This window comes from Bradyrhizobium sp. SZCCT0148 (assembly GCF_018129985.1).
GTDB lineage: Bacteria > Pseudomonadota > Alphaproteobacteria > Rhizobiales > Xanthobacteraceae > Bradyrhizobium > Bradyrhizobium japonicum_H.
In genome coordinates this window covers 167,931-186,893 of sequence record NZ_JAFCKT010000010.1, presented here as the reverse complement: position 1 = coordinate 186,893, position 18,963 = coordinate 167,931, and the positions used below count along the sequence as shown (strand labels likewise).

Below are 18,963 nucleotides of genomic sequence, written 5' to 3'. Positions count from 1 at the left end.
TCTTCCTGCGTGTGCATTTTCGCGCAGCGGACCGCGGGTGCCAACCGGCACCCGGCCTTCCCTGCGCCCTCTTGGATCAGAGGGTAGCGAGACCAAGCAAAGCTCGGGCGAAACGCGCCGCGGGAACGAGAAGGCGTGTCTGCAGCCAAAACACTCACTGTCATCGCCCGGCCAGTGCGCACTTGCGCACAAGGACCGGGCGATCCAGTCCTCCGAGACGGAGGTGATTGAACCGAGAAGCCGCGGCGTACTGGATTCCCCGCGCGGAATGACAACGAGACTTGGAGAACCACCCTGCTGCCCCATCCTCCATCATTGCGAGCGCAGCGAAGCAATCCAGAGTCTTTCCGCAGACGGACTCTGGATCGCTTCGTCACAAGCGCTTCTCGCAATGACAACGCGGAGAAAGCGTGCGTCACGCTCGCTCTCGTGCCCCGGGTGCGGCGCAGCGCTGCTTCAGCGGTGCGCTGCAGAGCCGGGGCCCATCTATCCGCATCGGACCGTGTTGCCCCGGGTCGGGACTCTGCGTAGCAGCGCTAAGAAGCGCTGCTACGCGTCCGGGACATAAGCCTCAATGACCGCGCTTGATCCCCACATCACTATCTCGCACCTCTGGCGCCATCGCCGCCCAAGCGCTGGACGCGAACTGCCTTCGCCAGGTCACCACCACCACGGCCGCGGTTGTCACGAACAGCAGCCAGGGGCTGACGAACCAGCCGAGATAGCCGAGCGCAAAGAAGAAGGCGCGCTGGCCGCGGTTGAAATGGCGGCCGGCGGATTCGAACAGGCGCGCCGTGCGGATGACATGGGCTTCCGCCTCCGGCGTGTCGCGCCGGTCGGCCGGCGGCATGCCGCCGAACAGGATCGCGACATAGTTGAACAGGCGATAGGCCCAGGCGAATTTGAAGAAGGCATAGACGCAGATCAGCACGAGGCCGACGCACTTCAGCTCCCACATCGCCGGCGAGGTGCTGAGGTCGATCGGCAGCTTGCTCAGGATCACGATGGCGTCGTTGGTGGCGTGCAGCAGCGCCAGCGCGCCGCCGAGCGCGAACAGGCTGGTCGAGGCGAAGAAGGCGGTTCCGCTCTGCAGAGAGGCCATGATCTGCATGTCCATCATGCGCGTCTCACGATCGAGCAGCCGGCGCACCCAGACCTCGCGATAGCGGTTCATGCGCGCCGACAGGCTGTCACGGCCGTAGGCCGAATGCTCCAGCGTCAAGGCATAGACCAGCCATTCGATGATGAAGAAGCCGACGGCTGTGACGTCGACCCAATGCCTGCTCATGTCTGTCTCATGTCCGTCTTTTCGTGAGAACAGCAACGATTGCCACGCATGGCGGGGCGCAGCAACGATTGATTGGCGGCAGTCGATGGCGTTAAAAGCGGCTCGCTCAAAGACGTTTCGGGAAGGACTGATGACATGGCTGCGCTGAAACTCGCGATCGGCAACAAGAACTACTCGTCATGGTCGATGCGGCCGTGGCTCGCGCTTCGCGCCAACGACATCCCGTTCGTGGAGACGCTGATCCCGCTGTACACCGACAATCCCGCGGACAAGGAGCAGATCCTGTCCTTCAGCCGTGCCGGCAAGGTGCCTGTGCTGGTCGACGGCGACGTCACGGTGTGGGACTCGCTTGCCATCATCGAATACATCGCCGAGCGCTATCCCGAAGTGAAGCTGTGGCCCGACGACGTCGCCGCGCGCGCCCATGCCCGGTCGGTCTGCGCCGAAATGCATTCCGGCTTCGTGCCTCTGCGCAATGAATGCGGCATGAACCTGCACCGGCCGATCCGGCCCGTGGCGCTGTCGGCGGACGCCAGGGCCAACGTCGCGCGCATCGAGGAGATCTGGCGCGAATGCCGCACGCGCTACGGCGCCAAGGGTCCATTCCTGTTCGGTCGCTTCGGCGCGGCGGACGCGATGTACGCACCGGTGGTGCACCGCCTGCGCACCTATGCGATCGACGTCGCGCCGGACACCAAGGCCTACATGGAGACGATGATGGCGTTGCCGGCGTTCCAGGAATGGACCAGGGACGGGCTTGCCGAAACCCTCGTCATCGCCAAGTTCGAGGACGCCTGACCGCCGGGTGCGAACGAGGCCGCCGGCTCCGTGCCGGCCGGCGGCGCTCAGGTTCCGGACTTGGCCGGACTTGGGGCTACCGGGGCTGCGACCGGCCCTGCGACATGCCGCCCGAACATGCGGCCCCGACGGTAGCATCGGGCCGCGGGTTCCATCCTTATCAGTCTGAAAAGACTGCAACATTTACACGTTTGCCATGCTGGCATCGCGCTGGCCAAAACGGCCAGCTGCGTGCTATACAGCACGTGGGTTTCCGGCCGGCCGTCGCAGTGGGACCATGGGCGAGGCAGGCGCTGTTTGAGTGATGGAGAGGGTGTTGAAGCACAAATTCCCGATTGGAACGCGCGTATTGTTCACGGCCAGCAACGTCGCGCGCCCGGCTGCCAGCGGCTCGTATGAGGTCATCCGTCTGCTGCCGACCGACGGCGACGATTGCCAGTACCGGATCAAGAGCTCGACCGAAGCCTTCGAACGCGTCGCCAAGGAAAGCCAGCTCGCGCTCTCCTGACGACCGAGGCTCCCCGCGCATTCGCGCTCCTGCGGAATTGTGTTCTGCCGCCGTTAAAAGGCCAGCTTCACCTTCGCAAGGTGGGCGTGGGGCAGTTGCCGACTCGCGGTGCTCGCTTGACCATTCGCTCTCTGCTCGCGTGAGGGGACGTCGCGCATGAACTGGGCATGGGCCACTTCGCTCGACCAAGTCTGGCGCTCGCCGGCCTTTCCGATGTGGATGACGCTGGCTGCTGCCGGATTCTTCGGATTGATCCTGCTGATCACGCTGCTGCGTGCCGACCGGTCGGTCGCCAACGGCGCGCTGACGGTGATTACGCTGCTGTCCATCGCGATCGCCGGAGCGGCCACCATGCGCGTCTACGGCCCGGCCGGGCAGGACGCGCCGACCGAAACGCGCGCGCAAAACAATGCGGTCATGGCGAGCCTGCCGGCGCTGTCCTGTCTCGACGATCTCGCTGGCGATGCGGTCGCCATTGGCTGCGAGAAGGCCCTGTTCGGCTCGCCGGATGCCGCGGCGGCCGCCGTCTCCTACACTGCGGCCCGAATCGACCGGCTGACTGCGCTCGGTGATGCCGCGACCGCCGACAAGAGCCTGACGACGGACATGAAAGTGCTGCGCAAGGCGCTGGAGCACGATCGCTATGGCCTGGTGGCACAGGTGCTGGTCGTGCGCGACGGCTGCACGCAGTTCGACTGCGCCGCGTTCCGCTCGCTGACCGACCAGCAACAGGTCGCCGCCAACATGGATTCCCATCTCTACGATACGCTGGTCGCGCGCCATGCGCCGACCTGGAACGCGCCCGCGACGCTGCCGCCGATGCCGGCCACTGCCGCGCTCGCGGGGCTGCCGCCCTCGATGCCGACGGGCAAGCCGACCAACGCTGAGTTCCCGAGCGCCGCGTCGACGCCGCCGGTGAGCATCATGAATCCGGAGCCGACCGCGACGACGCGTCAGGCGGCGCCTGCGAACGCAGCGCCGGCACCGCGCGCGCCGGCAGCCGCCTCGGCACAAGCCGCCGCGCCGGCCGCGAAGAAGCCGCCCGCTCCGAAGGCCGCGCGTGCCCCTGCAGCACCTGTTCCGCTCGCACCGCCGCCCGCGTCGGCTGCGGCTCCCGCGGCTGCGGATAACGAGTAGATCGGCATTTCAAATGCGGAGCGGCCCGGCTAATGCTTGGGCATGCCGCTACATCTGATCAAGCTCGCCGTCGGCTGCGACTCCGTCAAGGAACTGAAGGAGTGGATCGCCGAACGGATGCAGACCGCCAAGAAGAAGGGTCTGCCGCAACACCACATCCACGTCACCCGCATGGTCCCGAAGCGCGACGCCGAAATCCTCGCGGGCGGGTCGCTCTACTGGGTGATCAAGGGCGAGATCGCCGCGCGGGAAAAAATCATCGGCATCGAGCCGTTCCGCGACAAGGACGGCATCGGGCGCTGCCGCATTGTGATGCAGCCGAGGGTCGTCGCGGTGTCGCCGCGGCCGATGCGCCCGTTCCAGGGCTGGCGCTATCTCACCGATGATTCCGTGCCGACCGATCTCGGCAAATCCGCTGCCGGCTCGATCGCGGCGATGCCGGAGCCGATGCGGCGCGAATTGCGCGATCTCGGCCTGCTCTAGACCGCGATATTGTCGATCAGCCGGGTCGTGCCCAGCTTCGCCGCGACCAGGATCCGCAGCGGGCCGTCCTTGCGCGAGGTGACAGGCGCCAGCGTCTCGGCATGGCGCGCCTCGTAGTAGTCGAGCGCAAAGCCGGCCGCCTCGATCGTCGCGGCGCCACGCCTCATGGCCGACGCGATGGCTTCGCCGGCGCGGATGCGACCGGCACTGTCCTTCATGGCACGGTAGAGGATCGCGGCGGTCTGCCGCTCCTCAGGCGACAGATAGACGTTGCGCGAGGACATCGCGAGCCCGTCGCGCTCGCGCACCGTGCGCGAGCCGACGACCTTCACCCCGAGGTCGAGGTCGCGCGCCATCTGCGTCACCACCCGCAATTGCTGAAAGTCCTTTTCGCCGAAGATCGCGAAGTCCGGCCGGCACTGCGTGAACAGCTTGCCGACGACGGTGGCGACGCCGCCGAAGAAATGCGGGCGGAAGCGGTCCTCGAGGCCGGCGAGCGCCGGTCCCTCCGGCACGATTCGGGTGGCAAAGCCATCCGGGTACATCGCCGCGACGCCGGGGTGCCAGACGATATCGACGTCCTCGGCCGCGAGCTTGGCGATGTCGGCCTTCCAGGTGCGCGGATAGGCGCCGAAATCCTCGGTCGGGGCGAACTGCGTTGGGTTGACGAAGATCGAGACCACGACGCGGCTGGCGCGCCGCTTGGCGAGACGAACGAGAGACACATGTCCGTCATGGAGGGCCCCCATGGTCGGCACCAGCGCAATGGTGGCCTTTCGCTTGCGAAGATTGTCGACGGCGCGGCGCAAGGTCGGGACCGTGCGGGCGATCAAGGGGCTTGCTGACATCAGAACTCGACAGGGTTTTGGAATCGGCGCGGCGTGACCATGCGCCAGGGGCGGCTAACCTTAACAAGCGGGGATCGTGGACGCCATGCATCGGGATGCGGCACAGCATCCCGCACGTCGCGCACGGCTTCGCGGGATTGTGGGATGGATCACAGACGAAGATTGACGCAGCTGTTCATGATGAAGAACGGCGCCGTACGATTTGCATCACATGTCACGCATTTAACTTGACCGCAGACGCGGCCAACTCGAAGATATTGATCAGGGGATTTGAGGATCGCGATGCTTGTGCAGGCTAGCCAAGGCCAATCCGGCTCGGCGCATGTGGTCGTGCTCGGTAACGAGAAGGGTGGCTCCGGCAAGTCGACCACCGCTCTGCACATCGCGGTTGCGCTCCTGAAGGCCGGCCAGCGCGTCGCCACCATCGACCTCGACTGCCGTCAGCAGAGCTTCACCCACTACATCAACAATCGTTCCGCCTGGGCGCGCCGCACCGGGCTCGGCCTCGAATTGCCGACGCACCGCTGCATCAAGCTCGGCGAGACCATGCAGGTCGCCGAGAACGAGAATTCCGAGTTCCAGCAATTCATGGAGGCGGTCTCGGCGGTTGAGGGCAGCTTCGACTTCATCGTCATCGATACGCCGGGCACCGACAGCTACCTCATGCGGCTCGCGCACTCGATGGCCGACACGCTGGTCACGCCGATCAACGACAGCTTCCTGGATTTCGATGTGCTCGGCACCGTCGATCCCGCCAACTACGCGGTAACGGGCGAGAGCCATTACGCCGAGATGGTGCGCGACGTCAGGCGCAAGCGTCGCCAGCTCGACGGCTCGACCACCGATTGGATCGTCGTGCGCAATCGCCTGTCGATGCTCGGCTCGCGCAACAAGCAGCTGGTCGCCGAGGGGCTGAAGGATCTGTCGCTGCGGCTCGGCTTCCGCTACGTCGACGGCTTCGCCGAACGCGTCGTCTATCGCGAGTTTTTCCCGCGCGGCCTGACCGCCCTCGACGAGATCGACGAGGCCACGCTGGGCATGCGGCCCAATCTCGGCCATCTCACAGCACGGGAAGAGGTGACGAGCCTGCTCCGCCAGCTCAAGCTGCCGCTGGACGAGCGCGGCCGCCGTCGCGCCGCCAACCGGGCCGAGTGGTTCAACCAGGTCGACAAGCCGCTCGAGGTCCACGACATCCTCGGCGCCTGAGGCGGCGGTATATCACTACTTCCGATCGATCTGAGCGGCCGGACCTCGCGGGAACTGCGGCCGCGTTCCGCCGTTTTTACCTGACGTTGACCGTGAAATTGAACCCGATCGAGACCGGTTGCGTCGGATGGTGGCGTGCACCTGAAATAGCTTTGCACAGACGGGGTGCCTAGAAAAAGTGTGCGGCGCACAATGAAAGGGCTGCCGGTTCACAATATTTGGCCTTCCTGTCACGCGCCTGTGACATATATTAGCGATAGGCGACAAGGGGCCAAAGAGCCCCGGAAGAACACGATTTTCAACAGGGATTCAGGCCAAAGAGCCTGAGGCTGAGGACGAAAATGAAGCGTGGAATTGCCGTTCTGGTTTCGGTCAGTGCTCTCTGCGGCATCGCCTATTTCACGGCGAGCAAGTGGGCCATCAAGCACGAGACCATCACCTTCTACGACGCCTCTCGTGACAATCGTCCGGTGCCCGTGCAAATCGCAGTGCGGCGCGACAAGGAGATGCAGGCCAATGCCGGCATGATCACGATGCCGGTCGCGGTGATCAATCACGGCAACACCGTCAAGAACACCGAGTATGGCTTCATCGCCAACATGTTCGCTGCGCGCGGCTACATGGTCCTGAGCCCGCAGCACGATCTGCCGACAGATCCCCCGATGGTGACGAAGCCCGGCGAGCTCTATGTCGGCCGCCTGCCGCAGATCCTGCGCGGCGTCGCCAACATCCATCTCGCCGTGCAGGAGATGAAGAAGGTTCAGCCCAACGCCGACTACGACAAGGTCACCATGGTCGGCCATTCCATGGGCGGCGACATCACGATGTATTTCGCCAAGCAGTATCCGGATGAGGTCAAGAAGGTCGTCACCCTCGACAATCTGCGCGTGCCCTTCGTCACCGCCGGCAAGTTCAAGATCCTGTCGTTCCGCTCGCAGGATCCGCAGTTCAAGACCGATGCAGGCGTGATCCCGACTGATGAGGAATGCGAGAAGGCTGGCATCCAGGTCGTGAAGACCGAATTCCAGCACAACGACATGCGCGACACCGGTCCGGATGTCGCCAAGAATTCGATCCAGGGCATGCTCGACAAATTCCTGAGTGCGACCGACAGCGAGGTTAGACCCGTCGATACGCAATCGTCGCCGCCGAAGATCCTCGAACCCGGTCCGGTCGCCTTGATGGCGCCTGCCAAGAGCTGACGTTCCCCGGCGGCGCGCTCATCGTCAGTCACGATCTCCAAAGCCCCCGCCAGCTTCCGCCGGCGGGGGCTTCGCACATTGACCGGACTGATCGCGCTAACCACATTAGCCGCCCACGAAAGGTCGAGGGATGTCGGGCGAACCCATCAAACCGCGCAGCCGCGATGCCGTCTCGGCGCAAGCAGGCCGTGCGGTGCCGCAGGCCGGCACATCGACCGCGGAAGACATCGCAGCCTTCGTGGCCAAGGCGCGTGCGCTGTCGCCGCATGCGCCGGGCGCGAAGGGGCGGCTGATCTTCGCGCTGGATGCGACGATGAGCCGGCAGCCGACCTGGGACATGGCGTGCGCGCTGCAGGCCGACATGTTTCGCGAGGCCGCCGCGCTTGGCAGTCTCGACATCCGGCTGGTCTATTATCGCGGCTTCAGCGAGTGTCGCGCCACCGGTTGGATATCCGACAGCACCAGGCTTGCGGCGTTGATGAGCAAGATCGATTGCCGGGGTGGCGACACCCAGATCGGCAAGGTGCTGAGCGAGGCGCGGCGCGAAGCGGTCGCATCGGGCGTGCGCGCCGTCGTCTTCGTCGGCGACGCCATGGAGGAGAGGGTCGACGAGCTCTGCGCCAAGGCCGGCGAACTCGGCATGCTCAACGTGCCTGTATTCGTGTTTCAGGAAGGTCAGGACGCCGTCGCCGAGCAGGCCTTTCGCGAGATCGCGCGTCTGACCGGCGGTGCCTGGTGCCGTTTCGACCCGGGCGCGGCAGCGCAGCTGAGCGAACTGCTGCGGGCCGCTGCGGCCTATGCCGCCGGCGGTCGCGAGGCGCTGTTGCAGCTGGCGAAGACCGCAAGCGGAGCGGCCAGGCTGATCGGCCAAATGAAGTAGCGCGCAGGCGTCGCGGCGGGGCGTATGCCATGCATTTTGCCGCGAGGGCGCCTATATTCCGGTCATGACCCTGATTGCCGGCGCTGTCGCGATTATCACGCTCTACCTGCTGCTCCAGATGTTCCGCTCGGCCAATCCGGCGGCGCTGGCGCGCGCTGTCAAATTCGGCGGCGGCGTAGTGGCCCTGGCGGTCGCAGCCTTTACGGGGCTGAAGGGCGAACTGGTGGTGGCAATACCGCTCGGGATTTTCGGCGCCGGGCTGCTGGGCTGGACGCCGCTGGCAAATGCCGGCTTCGGCAATGTCGGCGGGCTGTTCGGCGGCGGTGCTGCGCCTGCGTCAGGGCAATCCTCGCGCGTGCGCTCGCAATTCCTGGATATGCGGCTCGATCACGGCTCCGGCCAGCTCGGCGGGCAGATCGTCGCCGGGCCTTACGCCGGGCGCGATCTCGGCGAATTCGATCTCGCCAGCCTGTTGGCGATGGTCCCGACGTTCGACGCCGAGAGCGTGGCCTTACTTGAAAGCTATCTGGACCGCCGGTTTCCCGCTTGGCGTCAGAACGCGCAGCGCGATGCGGCAGGGGGGCAGCGAGGCCCGGCGGCGAGCGGCAAAATGACGGCGGAGGAGGCCTATCAGATCCTTGGCCTGCAGCCGGGGGCGGGGCGTGACGACATCAGCCGGGCGCACAAGACCCTGATGAAGAAACTCCATCCCGACCAGGGGGGGTCGAACTACCTCGCTGCCCGTGTAAACGAGGCCAAGGATACTCTGCTTCGTACGCATAACGGCTAACTCCGGCACTACGCTACAAACGCCCGTACCGCGTGAGCTCCGCTTGCTCTGTCTGCCGTCGCCCTGACACCCGCCGTTGTCGGCGTGGTTGATTGATCGAGTAAAGTTTTAACCGTAAATCCTTGACGAGAGGTTGTCGCGCAACTGGCATCAAGAGCCGCCAAAAACAAAAATGCCCGCGCAGCGCGCGGGCATTTTGATCGGGACGGGGAAGGAGATCAGTTGCGAACGGTCATGCAGGAGATCTCGGCGCGCTTCAGGGTGCGGCAGACCGCTTCGGCCTGGTCGCGATCGAGGCCGGCGAAGCGGGCGCGGTAGAGCTTGCGGTTGTCCTTGGCGACGACGGGCTCGGTGAACGGATCGGCCTTGCTGAGCAGGCCGCGGGCCGAACTGCGCGCGGCGTCGATGCGCTGCTGGGCTTCGTTCTCGCTCTCGAGCGCACCGACCTGAACGATCCAGCCGCTGTGCGTGACCGCCGGCTTGGTGGTGGCGCTCATCTGGATCGGCATCGGATCGGCGGAGGCGAGCTTCGGAGCGGCCGGGGCGGGCGCAGCCGCCGTTGCGGCCGGCAGCACCCCGAGGATGCCGTTGCCGGTGCCGAAACCCGTCGGCTGCCGTGGCAGCTCGGCGCGGGCCATCTCGGCCTTCGGCGCGTCAGACTGGCTGACGATTTCAGGCTTGTTGATGAGATCGGCCCGGGCGACGACGGCGCCGGAGGTTTCGGCGACCTCGGAACGGGACGAAATGGCGTTGGTGACCGGCGGTGCGACCTGGGTGGAGGCGGCGGAGGCGATCTTTACGGCGCCGGCCTTGACCTGAACCGTCTTGACCCGAACCGGCTTCATCGGCTCGGACGAGCCGGGGATGATGGACAGCGGCTGGCTCGAGATCACGCCGTTCGTGAGCGGCGCCGGCTCGATCTTGGATTCGGTCGGCCGGACTTCGGGCTTGATCGGAGCCGGCGGCACTGCGGCCGTCGCAGCCGCAAGCGTCGACAGCCGTGCGGCGAGACGCGACGGAGCGGATTCAGGAGCAGGGGTAGAAGCAGCCTGAACCTGCGGGACGGGACGGGCCGGGACAGGCGAAGCGTCGGCAATTTCGGCGCCGGCGTCCGTGGCGTTGCGTTCCGTGACCGCGGCCACGGTGTGGGTGGTCGCGCCCTTCTCGAGGTTCTCCGCGAGCAGGTTGCGCATGATCGCATCGCGCGAGCCGCCGCTGCGGCCGCCGAGCACGACACCGATCAGATGACGGTTGCCGCGGCGCATCGAGGTCACGAGATTGAAGCCGGAGGCGCGGGTGTAGCCGGTCTTGATGCCGTCCACGCCCTCGACACTGCCGAGCAGGTGATTGTGGTTGCGGATCGACTGTCCGCGCCAGTTGAACGTCGAGGTCGCGAAATAGCGATAGTAGCGCGGGAAGCGCTCCTGGATGGCGCGGCCGAGCGTGGCCTGGTCGCGCGCGGTCGTCACCTGCTCGTCGTTGGGAAGACCGTTGGCGTTGCGGTACACCGTCTTGGACATGCCGAGCGAGCGCGCCTTGCGCGTCATCATCTGGGCGAAGTCGTCCTCGTCGCCGGCGATCGCTTCCGCAATCACCACGGCTGCGTCGTTGGCGGAGCGGGTGACGAGACCCTTGATCGCGTCCTCGACGCGAATGGTCTGGCCGGCGCGCAAGTTCAGCTTGGTCGGATCCTGATCGGCGGCGTGCTGCGACACCGGCATCTCGGTGTCGAGCTTCATCTTCCCGGACTCGAGACGCTCGAACAGCAGATAGAGCGTCATGATCTTGGTGAGCGAGGCGGGGTGGCGGATCCCGTCGGGGCTATTCGCCTGCAGCACCGCGCCGGAATTGCCGTCGACGATGATGGACGCAAATTTCGGGGAACTCTCGGACACATCGCGCTGCACCCGGTGGTGCGCGTACTGGCGGCGATGACGCCGCGCCTCGGCGGCATCGGTGGTGAAGATGACCGCGGTGGTGACCGTCAGAAGCCCGAAAACGCCAACCCGCGCCAAGCGCGAGGAAGACAACTTTTTACGAAGCATGGAACCCCGTCCCCGTTTCTCAACTGATCACCGGCTCGTGAGGCGAAATTGTGCCCAATGGACCCGGGATCATTACCTGCTCAGGCTGTCCCACCGCTGGTGTTCGCCGCGAGAGACGTTCGGCCTGAACCGCTATTCTGGCTAAGGTGATGTTCTCAAACGGTTTTAACCGTCAGTGGAAGCTGAACACGTCCAGGAATCAGGGTAGGGGCCCGGAGTTTCCAAAAGCTTAAAGAACCCTTGCGGATAACCCCGGGAATCTCGACGACTCGCATCCAGTTTTGTGCGTCGCACAAATTCGTTGACTTTTTTGTGCGTTGCACTATTTGTGGGCAGGGTCAGGGAGCCGGGGCTTCCCGACGCGATCTAGGGAAAAGGATTCCGAAAATGTTCAAGGTTGAAGACTTTCAGAGCTACGGGAAAGAGCACTTCGAGCAGTACGTCGCCTCCGCGACCTCGGTGCAGCACGGCCTCCAGGCGATCGCCAGCGCCTATGGCGACTATACGAAGAAGTCGTTCGAAGACACCAAGTCCTTCGTCGAGAAGATTTCCGGCGTGAAGTCGCTGGACAAGGCCATGGAAGCGCAGACCGATTTCGCCCGTTCCGCCTACGAGACCTTCGTTGCGGAATCGCAGAAGATCGCCGGCCTCTACAGCGATCTCGCCAAGCAGGCGTTCAAGCCGGTCGAGACCATCGTGTCGAAGTTCACCCCGGCTGCTCAGTAAATTCTCCAGGACATCCTGGAATCGAAAAAGCCCGGCTGAACCAGCCGGGCTTTCTATTTGCGCGGGTTCGATCCGTCAGCGCGCCACGCGCAGCTTCGACAGCGAGGTGCCGATGTCCTTGAACACCGAAACGGTCTGGCTGGCCGACGTCACGAGATAGAACTTGTCGGCGCTGCTGGCGCAATATTGCAGCACGCTTGAGGTCGGATCGCTGCCGGTGTTCACCTGCACGGTGTAGATCGTGATGTTGTTGGGCTGGGCCTTGGCGTTGTCGCAGAGCTTCTTCTGTCGCGCGTCGATCTGCGAGGCGTTGCTGTACCAGCGGTTCTGCGTGTTGAGACCGTCGGAAAGAAGAACGATCGCGTCCTTGTAGGTGTAGTTGGTGTCCTTGGCCGGCGCGTTCATGGGATCGCCGGCCGATAGCGTCATCCAGCCCCAGGCCAGGCCGATGCCCTGGTTGGTGTTGCCGGTGGGCTTCATGGCGTCGATCCGGGTCTTGAGTGCGGACCAGTCGTAGCTCAGCGGCATGATCGGCTGCAGATAGGCCGAACTGCTCGTGCTGCAATAAGAGTATTGCTCGGCTGGGAACAGCGTCCCCACATTGCCGCTGGTCGGCGCGGTGTTCTTGGTGTCGTAATCCTGGTCGCGGTCGGTTACGCAACCGGTCCAGGTGTTGCGGTTGGCCGGCGTCCATTTCCAGTTGTTGCAGTTCCAGTTGTTGCCCGAAGTGCAGCTCCAACTGCCGTTCGCGGCATCCCAATCGCTGAAATCGACCCAGTATTTGTTGTAGTTGCTGGCGCCGACATTGACGTCTTTCGCGAAGGGCACGATCGAAATGTAGACGTCGCCGGTCGTCTTGGCGAGCGCGCTGAGCTGATCGACGAGGTTCTTCGCGGCCGTCTGCATCGCCGCCATCTTGCCATCGTCGGCCATCGACCCGGTGTTGTCGAGCACCAGGGCCACGCGCATGCGCGTGAGGCCCCATGCGCTGGTGGAGCTGGTGTCGATGCCAAGCGTCGGAAAGCCGGCGATCTTCATGAAGCTGGTCGTGTAGGTGCCGGTTCCGGTCAGCTGGATCGTCGAGCCGATGCTGGTGCTCGCGTTATAGGTGGCTCCAACGCTGACCGACGGCAGGGTGTTGGTGTTGGTGAACAGCGCATTGAAATAGGTCTGCGCCTTTGTGCCGATCTGCGACGTCGTGATCGTGCCGGCCGACAGGTCTCTGGAGAGCATCAGCGCGGTGGAGTCCAGGGCCGATTGCATGGAGGCGCGGGCCTGGGCGGCGCGGCTATAGTCGATCGCGGCGCCGACGAAGCTCAGCACCGGGACCAGCGCGATGGCGAAGATCACGGCGATATTGCCTTGCTCGGCCGCTGCGAAGCGGGCGAATTGTCGACCAAGATGGCTGACGAGGGCTAGGCGAGACATGACAATCCCCGAAATCGGTGTTTTGCCCGATTTGGCGCCACGCCATTGAACGGCAGGTAAACTGGACCGTAGAAAGCCGGAGCTACCCGCGTGAAACCGTCGCATCCGGGTTAACAACCGCGGTTCCTGGTCAACATGTTCTAAAGGCGAGGGGCCGAAATTTTTGTCAAATCGGTCTGGATTGTTTAACCTTGCCGCGGTCGCCCGAACCGGGAATCGGGACTGCCAAGGCCGCATCGGCCGGACCTCGCCACGCTTGCGGCGAGCCGGGGGCAGGCCCATATTGCTGGCGAACGATCCGGTTTGGACCGGATTGTCGGGAGCGGCGATCCAACGAGGCGGCGCGCCTGCGCCAGGCTCCTGAGGCGGAGTCGCGCGGCGACCGCTATTCGCTTCCATGGGGAATTTGAACGCCTGAGCCATGCCGCAATTGACTTCCAGACTCGACCCGTTCGCGCCAGCCGCTGCTTACGCTCCTCGCATGAGCAATGACGAGAACCGTTCGGGCACCCCGTCGGGTCCGAACACTTCGGTCATCACCAAGGTCAAGCCCAAGACCAAACGGCCGAACCTCTACCGCGTGCTGATTTTGAACGACGACTACACGCCGATGGAGTTCGTCGTTCACGTGCTAGAGAAGTTCTTCAACAAGGACATCGAGGCGGCGACCAAGATCATGCTGCACGTCCATCATCATGGCATCGGGGAGTGCGGCGTGTTCACCTACGAGATCGCCGAGACAAAGGTGACGCAGGTGATGGATTTCGCCCGCAAGCACCAGCATCCGCTACAATGCGTGATGGAAAAGAAGTAGGGCGCCTTTTGGCGGTGTTTTTGCCGCGTGTTCTAGGCGTGTGTCCTTCCCGTAAAGCCGGCGCGCGTGCCGGCCACAGTGTGATTGTCGCGTGATGCCACTGCGCGACGCCCGTCTGAGTCGGCAAAACTACGGATTCTCCACCGGCGCCGATGCCGCCCACGATCGGAACGGGTTTTGCATCGAAAATACCGCAGGGCTGTCGCCCGCCGGAGTCGCGGAACCGGTCTTTCGCCGCGGTTTTGTATAACTATATGTGACAAAGGTTGTTGTTGCCTGACCGGGCGATGGCGATCATGATGGTGGGGGCCATAGAGGACGCGAATGCCGACTTTTTCTCAAAGCCTTGAACAATCCCTGCATCGTGCACTGGCGATCGCAAACGAGCGTCATCACCAATACGCGACGCTCGAGCATCTCTTGCTCTCCCTGATCGACGATTCCGATGCAGCCGCCGTCATGCGCGCCTGCAGCGTCGATCTCGACAAGCTCCGCACGAGCCTGGTCAATTATCTTGAGACCGAGTTCGAAAATCTGGTCACCGATGGCGCCGACGACGCCAAGCCGACCGCCGGCTTCCAGCGCGTGATCCAGCGCGCGGTGATCCATGTGCAATCCTCCGGTCGCGAAGAGGTGACCGGTGCCAACGTGCTGATCGCGATCTTCGCCGAACGCGAGAGCCATGCCGCGTACTTCCTGCAGGAGCAGGACATGACGCGCTATGACGCGGTCAACTACATCAGCCACGGCATTGCCAAGCGTCCGGGCGTCTCCGAGGCGCGGCCAGTGCGCGGTGTCGATGAGGAGACCGAGGCCAAGGGCGGCGCCGAGGACACCAAGAAGAAGGGCGAGGCGCTCGAGACCTATTGCGTCAATCTCAACAAGAAGGCGCGCGACGGCAAGATCGACCCGGTGATCGGACGCAATTCCGAGATCAACCGCGCGATCCAGGTGCTGTGCCGCCGGCAGAAGAACAACCCGTTGTTCGTCGGCGAAGCCGGCGTCGGCAAGACCGCGATCGCGGAGGGCCTCGCCAAGCGCATCGTCGACAGCGAGGTGCCGGAAGTCCTGGCGGCCGCCACGGTGTTCTCGCTCGACATGGGCACGCTGCTCGCGGGCACGCGCTATCGCGGCGATTTCGAAGAGCGCCTGAAGCAGGTGCTGAAGGAGCTCGAGGCGCATCCCAACGCCATCCTGTTCATCGACGAGATCCACACCGTGATCGGTGCGGGCGCGACGTCGGGCGGGGCGATGGATGCCTCGAATCTGCTCAAGCCGGCGCTGGCCTCGGGCACGATCCGCTGCATGGGCTCGACCACCTACAAGGAGTACCGTCAGCACTTCGAGAAGGACCGCGCGCTGGTGCGGCGCTTCCAGAAGATCGACGTCAACGAGCCGACGGTCGAGGACGCGATCGCGATCCTCAAGGGCCTCAAGCCGTATTTCGAGGACTACCATCGGCTGAAATACACCAACGAGGCGATCGAGGCTGCGGTGCAGCTGTCGTCGCGCTACATCCACGACCGCAAGCTACCGGACAAGGCGATCGACGTGATCGACGAGTCGGGTGCGGCGCAGATGCTGGTGGCCGAGAACAAGCGCAAGAAGACCATCGGCATCAAGGAGATCGAGACCACGATTGCCTCGATGGCGCGGATCCCGCCGAAAAGCGTGTCGAAGGACGATGCCGAGGTGCTCAAGCATCTCGAAACGACCCTGAAGCGCACCGTGTTCGGCCAGGACAGGGCGATCGAATCGCTCGCGGCATCGATCAAGCTGGCGCGCGCCGGCTTGCGCGAGCCGGAGAAGCCGATCGGCTGCTATCTGTTCTCGGGTCCGACCGGCGTCGGCAAGACCGAGGTTGCAAAGCAGCTCGCGGCCAGCCTCGGCGTCGAGCTGTTGCGCTTCGACATGTCCGAATACATGGAGCGGCACACCGTGTCGCGCCTGATCGGCGCACCTCCCGGCTATGTCGGCTTCGACCAGGGCGGCCTGTTGACGGACGGCGTCGACCAGCATCCGCATTGCGTGGTGCTGCTCGACGAAATCGAGAAGGCGCATCCCGATCTCTACAACGTGCTGCTGCAGATCATGGATCACGGCCGGCTCACCGACCACAACGGCAAGCAGGTCAATTTCCGCAACGTGATCCTGATCATGACCACGAACGCGGGTGCGTCCGATCTCGCCAAGCAGGCGTTCGGCTTCACGCGCTCCAAGCGGGAAGGCGATGACCACGAGGCGATCAACCGGCAGTTCGCGCCGGAATTCCGCAACCGTCTCGATGCCATCGTCTCGTTCGGCCATCTCAGCGTCGAGGTGATCGGCACCGTGGTCGAGAAGTTCGTGCTTCAGCTCGAAGCCCAGCTCGGCGATCGCGACGTCACCATCGAGCTGTCGGAGCCTGCCAAGGCCTGGCTGGTCCAGCATGGTTACGACGAGCAGATGGGCGCGCGTCCCATGGCCCGCGTGATCCAGGAGCACATCAAGAAGCCGTTGGCCGACGAGGTGCTGTTCGGCAAGCTCAAGGGCGGCGGGCACGTCCGCGTCGTCCTGGTCAAGGACGAGGCCGACGAGACCAAGGACAAGATTGGCTTCGAATTCGTCGAGGGGCCCGTCACGCCGAAGCAGGAGAAGCTCCCCGGGGCTCGCAAGCGCACGTCGGGCAAGTCCAAGCCGGGCGGCCCGAAGGGGCCGGCCTCCAAGGGGCCGCTGGTCAAGGTTTGATTCGCGCGCAATGAATCGAAAGGCCGGCTGAAAAGCCGGCCTTTTGCTTTTGAGGCTATGCGAGACCCGTTAAGTCCCTGCTTCAGGCGCGTGCGCTGGCGCCGGTGCCCGTGGCTTCTTCGGCGCGGCCGGCGGCCGGGCGCGGACGGTTGGCTGCATCGTCACGATGACCGGATTGGGCTTGTGATCGGTGGCTGCCCCCGTCGCGGCGTCGACGCCCATCCCGACCACGCCGCCGAGCAGGAGATTGCCGGCGAAGCCGGCAGCTCCCGCTGTCGGTATGTCGCGCGTGAGCGGCACGACCTGCGGCTCATAGCCTTCCTTCTGGAAGGTGATCGAAATGTCGGCGTTCCGCTTGACGACTACGGAGCAGGGCGTCGTGCAGGTGGTCGGAACTTCCATTCCGCTGACGACGGCTTCCACGCCTGAAGGTGTCGATGAGATGCTGATGTTCTCAGTCGTGCCGCGCGTGACAGACGCGCAGCCGCCCAGCATGACGCTGAGCGCCGCAATTCCCAGTAAACGCATGAAGTGCCCCTTATTCCCCGCGCCAATCAAGCGCAACCGGAGCGCGAGCGCAAGAGGTCACTGGTCCGGATAGTTAAGCCGCGCAGGGGTTGTGTACGGGAATGGCAGGCGCCGGAAGGTGAGGTTCCCTCAGTCGCCCCGCAGGCGCTGATCGTCCTGCACGCGGACGTGCTCGGCGCCGCGCGCGCCGGCCGGAGACAGTCGCAGCATGCTCAGCACCGCGCCGCAAAGCGCAAAACCGACGCCTACGAGAAGTGCCAGTCTGGTTCCCTCAAGAGGATACCGTCCGAGCAATAGCGCCACCAGCGCAGCGCCGGTGGTCTGGCCGAGCAGGCGCGCCGTGCCCAGCATGCCGCTGGCGCCGCCGGCACGCTCGCGAGGGGCGGCCGCGATCATGGTGCGGTTGTTGGGGGTCTGGAACAGGCCGAAGCCGGCGCCCGCCAGCGCCATGCGCCAGATCACGTCGAACGCCGATGGATCCGCAGGGACGAAAGCAAGCGCGGCAAGGCCGCAGGCGAACAGCGTCAGTCCGATGCCGCCGAGCAGGCCGGCCGGATAGCGCTCGACGAGGCGGCCGGCGAGCGGCGCCGCGAAAGCCACGGCGATCGGCCAAGGCGTGATCAGCAGGCCCATATGCACCGCCGAATAGCCGAAGCGGCTCTGCAGGTAGAAGGGCATCGCGACGAAGGCCAGCATCTGCCCGCAGAACGAGGCGATCGAGGTCGCGATCGACAGTGCGAACACCGGGATGCGCAACAGGTCGACCGGCAGCAGCGGCGAGGTCATGTGGGTTTCGCGCCAGATCAGCAGCGCACCGGCGACGAGCGCAATGGCGAACTGGATCAGGCAGGTGATGGCAGCCTCGCCGTGACCGACGCTGTCGACGGCCGCGATCCCTACGCCGAAGGTGATGGCTGAAAGCCCCGCGCTTTGCCAGTCGAACGAATGGGTAGCGGGCTTGGTGTGCGGCAGGCTGCGCAGGCCCAGCAGCAGCGTCACCGCCCCAAGCGGCACGTTGATGGCGAACAGCCAGGGCCAGCTTCCGACCGCGAGAATGCCTGCGGCGATCGTTGGGCCGATGGCGGCCGAGAAGGCCACGACGAGCGCGTTGAGCCCGATACCGCGGCCGAGCTGGCTGCGCGGGTAGGTGAAGCGCACCAGCGCCGAATTGACGCTCATGATGCCGGCGGCGCCGAAGCCCTGGAGGATGCGCGCGATCGTCAGCAGCGGCAGCGTATGCGCCAGCGCGCAAAAGGCGGATGCCAGCGTGAACAGCACCAGCCCGACCAGATAGACGCGGCGATAGCCGATGATCTCTCCGAGCGAAGCCAGCGGCAGCAGCGAGATCGTGATGGCGAGCTGGTAGCCGTTGACGATCCAGATCGAGAAGGCCGGGCTCGCGTCGAGGTCAGCCGCGATCGTCGGCAGCGCGACATTGGCGATGGCGCTGTCGACCACCGCCATGATGATGCCGAGCGCAATGGTCAGCACCGCCTGGTTGCGCTGTGGCTGCGGCAGGCCGTCAGCGTGCTCGATTGTGATTGACGACATCGTG

Annotated in this window: 17 protein-coding genes; 11 read left to right on the top strand and 6 right to left on the bottom strand. The window is 64.6% G+C overall.

Annotated features, from left to right (window positions below; all coding sequences use genetic code 11):
• Positions 1-571: 571 nt before the first annotated feature.
• A complete protein-coding gene (locus JQ580_RS25835) occupies positions 572-1,288 on the bottom strand; it encodes a DUF599 domain-containing protein (protein WP_212283004.1) in 717 nt (238 codons plus the stop codon).
• A 135-nt stretch (positions 1,289-1,423) separates the two neighbouring features.
• On the opposite strand from JQ580_RS25835, the gene JQ580_RS25830 reads away from it, so the two are divergent.
• The 4 genes from JQ580_RS25830 to JQ580_RS25815 all read left to right on the top strand — a co-directional run bounded on the left by JQ580_RS25830 (position 1,424) and on the right by JQ580_RS25815 (position 4,214).
• Positions 1,424-2,086 (top strand): glutathione S-transferase family protein, encoded by a 663-nt coding sequence (locus JQ580_RS25830; RefSeq protein ID WP_212283003.1) that lies wholly within the window; start codon positions 1,424-1,426, stop codon positions 2,084-2,086.
• Positions 2,087-2,390: 304 nt separating this feature from the next.
• Positions 2,391-2,594: a hypothetical protein gene (locus JQ580_RS25825; RefSeq protein ID WP_018321158.1), complete on the top strand. Its 204-nt coding sequence runs from the start codon at positions 2,391-2,393 to the stop codon at positions 2,592-2,594.
• Between the two features lie 156 nt (positions 2,595-2,750).
• Positions 2,751-3,731, top strand: coding sequence for a hypothetical protein (locus tag JQ580_RS25820; RefSeq protein ID WP_212283002.1), 981 nt, complete (start codon positions 2,751-2,753; stop codon positions 3,729-3,731).
• A 42-nt stretch (positions 3,732-3,773) separates the two neighbouring features.
• Positions 3,774-4,214, top strand: coding sequence for a DUF1489 family protein (locus JQ580_RS25815; protein WP_212283001.1), 441 nt, complete (start codon positions 3,774-3,776; stop codon positions 4,212-4,214).
• Here JQ580_RS25815 and panC read toward each other — a convergent pair.
• Positions 4,211-5,062, bottom strand: a complete 852-nt coding sequence (gene panC, locus JQ580_RS25810) for a pantoate--beta-alanine ligase (RefSeq protein WP_212283000.1) — start codon at positions 5,060-5,062, stop codon at positions 4,211-4,213. The genes JQ580_RS25815 and panC overlap by 4 nt on opposite strands.
• A gap of 282 nt (positions 5,063-5,344) precedes the next feature.
• On the opposite strand from panC, the gene JQ580_RS25805 reads away from it, so the two are divergent.
• The 4 genes from JQ580_RS25805 to JQ580_RS25790 all read left to right on the top strand — a co-directional run bounded on the left by JQ580_RS25805 (position 5,345) and on the right by JQ580_RS25790 (position 9,140).
• Positions 5,345-6,268: a division plane positioning ATPase MipZ gene (locus tag JQ580_RS25805; RefSeq protein WP_212282999.1), complete on the top strand. Its 924-nt coding sequence runs from the start codon at positions 5,345-5,347 to the stop codon at positions 6,266-6,268.
• A gap of 341 nt (positions 6,269-6,609) precedes the next feature.
• Complete coding sequence (locus JQ580_RS25800; RefSeq protein WP_212282998.1) at positions 6,610-7,470, top strand: alpha/beta fold hydrolase; 861 nt, start codon at positions 6,610-6,612, stop codon at positions 7,468-7,470.
• A 130-nt stretch (positions 7,471-7,600) separates the two neighbouring features.
• Positions 7,601-8,350: a vWA domain-containing protein gene (locus JQ580_RS25795; RefSeq protein WP_212282997.1), complete on the top strand. Its 750-nt coding sequence runs from the start codon at positions 7,601-7,603 to the stop codon at positions 8,348-8,350.
• A 64-nt stretch (positions 8,351-8,414) separates the two neighbouring features.
• Complete coding sequence (locus JQ580_RS25790) at positions 8,415-9,140, top strand: DnaJ domain-containing protein (protein ID WP_212282996.1); 726 nt, start codon at positions 8,415-8,417, stop codon at positions 9,138-9,140.
• A gap of 218 nt (positions 9,141-9,358) precedes the next feature.
• Here JQ580_RS25790 and JQ580_RS25785 read toward each other — a convergent pair whose 3' ends face one another.
• Complete coding sequence (locus JQ580_RS25785; RefSeq protein ID WP_212282995.1) at positions 9,359-11,185, bottom strand: D-alanyl-D-alanine carboxypeptidase; 1,827 nt, start codon at positions 11,183-11,185, stop codon at positions 9,359-9,361.
• A 387-nt stretch (positions 11,186-11,572) separates the two neighbouring features.
• Between JQ580_RS25785 and JQ580_RS25780 the strand changes: the two genes are divergently transcribed.
• Positions 11,573-11,911: a phasin family protein gene (locus JQ580_RS25780; RefSeq protein WP_212282994.1), complete on the top strand. Its 339-nt coding sequence runs from the start codon at positions 11,573-11,575 to the stop codon at positions 11,909-11,911.
• Positions 11,912-11,986: 75 nt separating this feature from the next.
• Here the strand turns inward: JQ580_RS25780 and JQ580_RS25775 are convergent, their stop codons facing one another.
• Positions 11,987-13,339, bottom strand: coding sequence for a TadE/TadG family type IV pilus assembly protein (locus JQ580_RS25775; protein WP_212282993.1), 1,353 nt, complete (start codon positions 13,337-13,339; stop codon positions 11,987-11,989).
• A gap of 481 nt (positions 13,340-13,820) precedes the next feature.
• Here JQ580_RS25775 and clpS point away from each other — a divergent pair, with 481 nt between their 5' ends.
• Both clpS and clpA read left to right on the top strand, forming a co-directional pair.
• Entirely contained in the window at positions 13,821-14,153 is a 333-nt protein-coding gene (clpS, locus tag JQ580_RS25770; protein ID WP_063194953.1) for an ATP-dependent Clp protease adapter ClpS, read from the top strand.
• 324 nt (positions 14,154-14,477) lie between these two features.
• Complete coding sequence (gene clpA, locus JQ580_RS25765) at positions 14,478-16,880, top strand: ATP-dependent Clp protease ATP-binding subunit ClpA (RefSeq protein ID WP_212282992.1); 2,403 nt, start codon at positions 14,478-14,480, stop codon at positions 16,878-16,880.
• Between the two features lie 69 nt (positions 16,881-16,949).
• Here clpA and JQ580_RS25760 read toward each other — a convergent pair whose 3' ends face one another.
• Both JQ580_RS25760 and JQ580_RS25755 read right to left on the bottom strand, forming a co-directional pair.
• Entirely contained in the window at positions 16,950-17,408 is a 459-nt protein-coding gene (locus tag JQ580_RS25760) for a PEGA domain-containing protein (RefSeq protein WP_212282991.1), read from the bottom strand.
• A 129-nt stretch (positions 17,409-17,537) separates the two neighbouring features.
• Positions 17,538-18,959 (bottom strand): MFS transporter, encoded by a 1,422-nt coding sequence (locus JQ580_RS25755; RefSeq protein WP_212282990.1) that lies wholly within the window; start codon positions 18,957-18,959, stop codon positions 17,538-17,540.
• Positions 18,960-18,963: the final 4 nt, after the last annotated feature.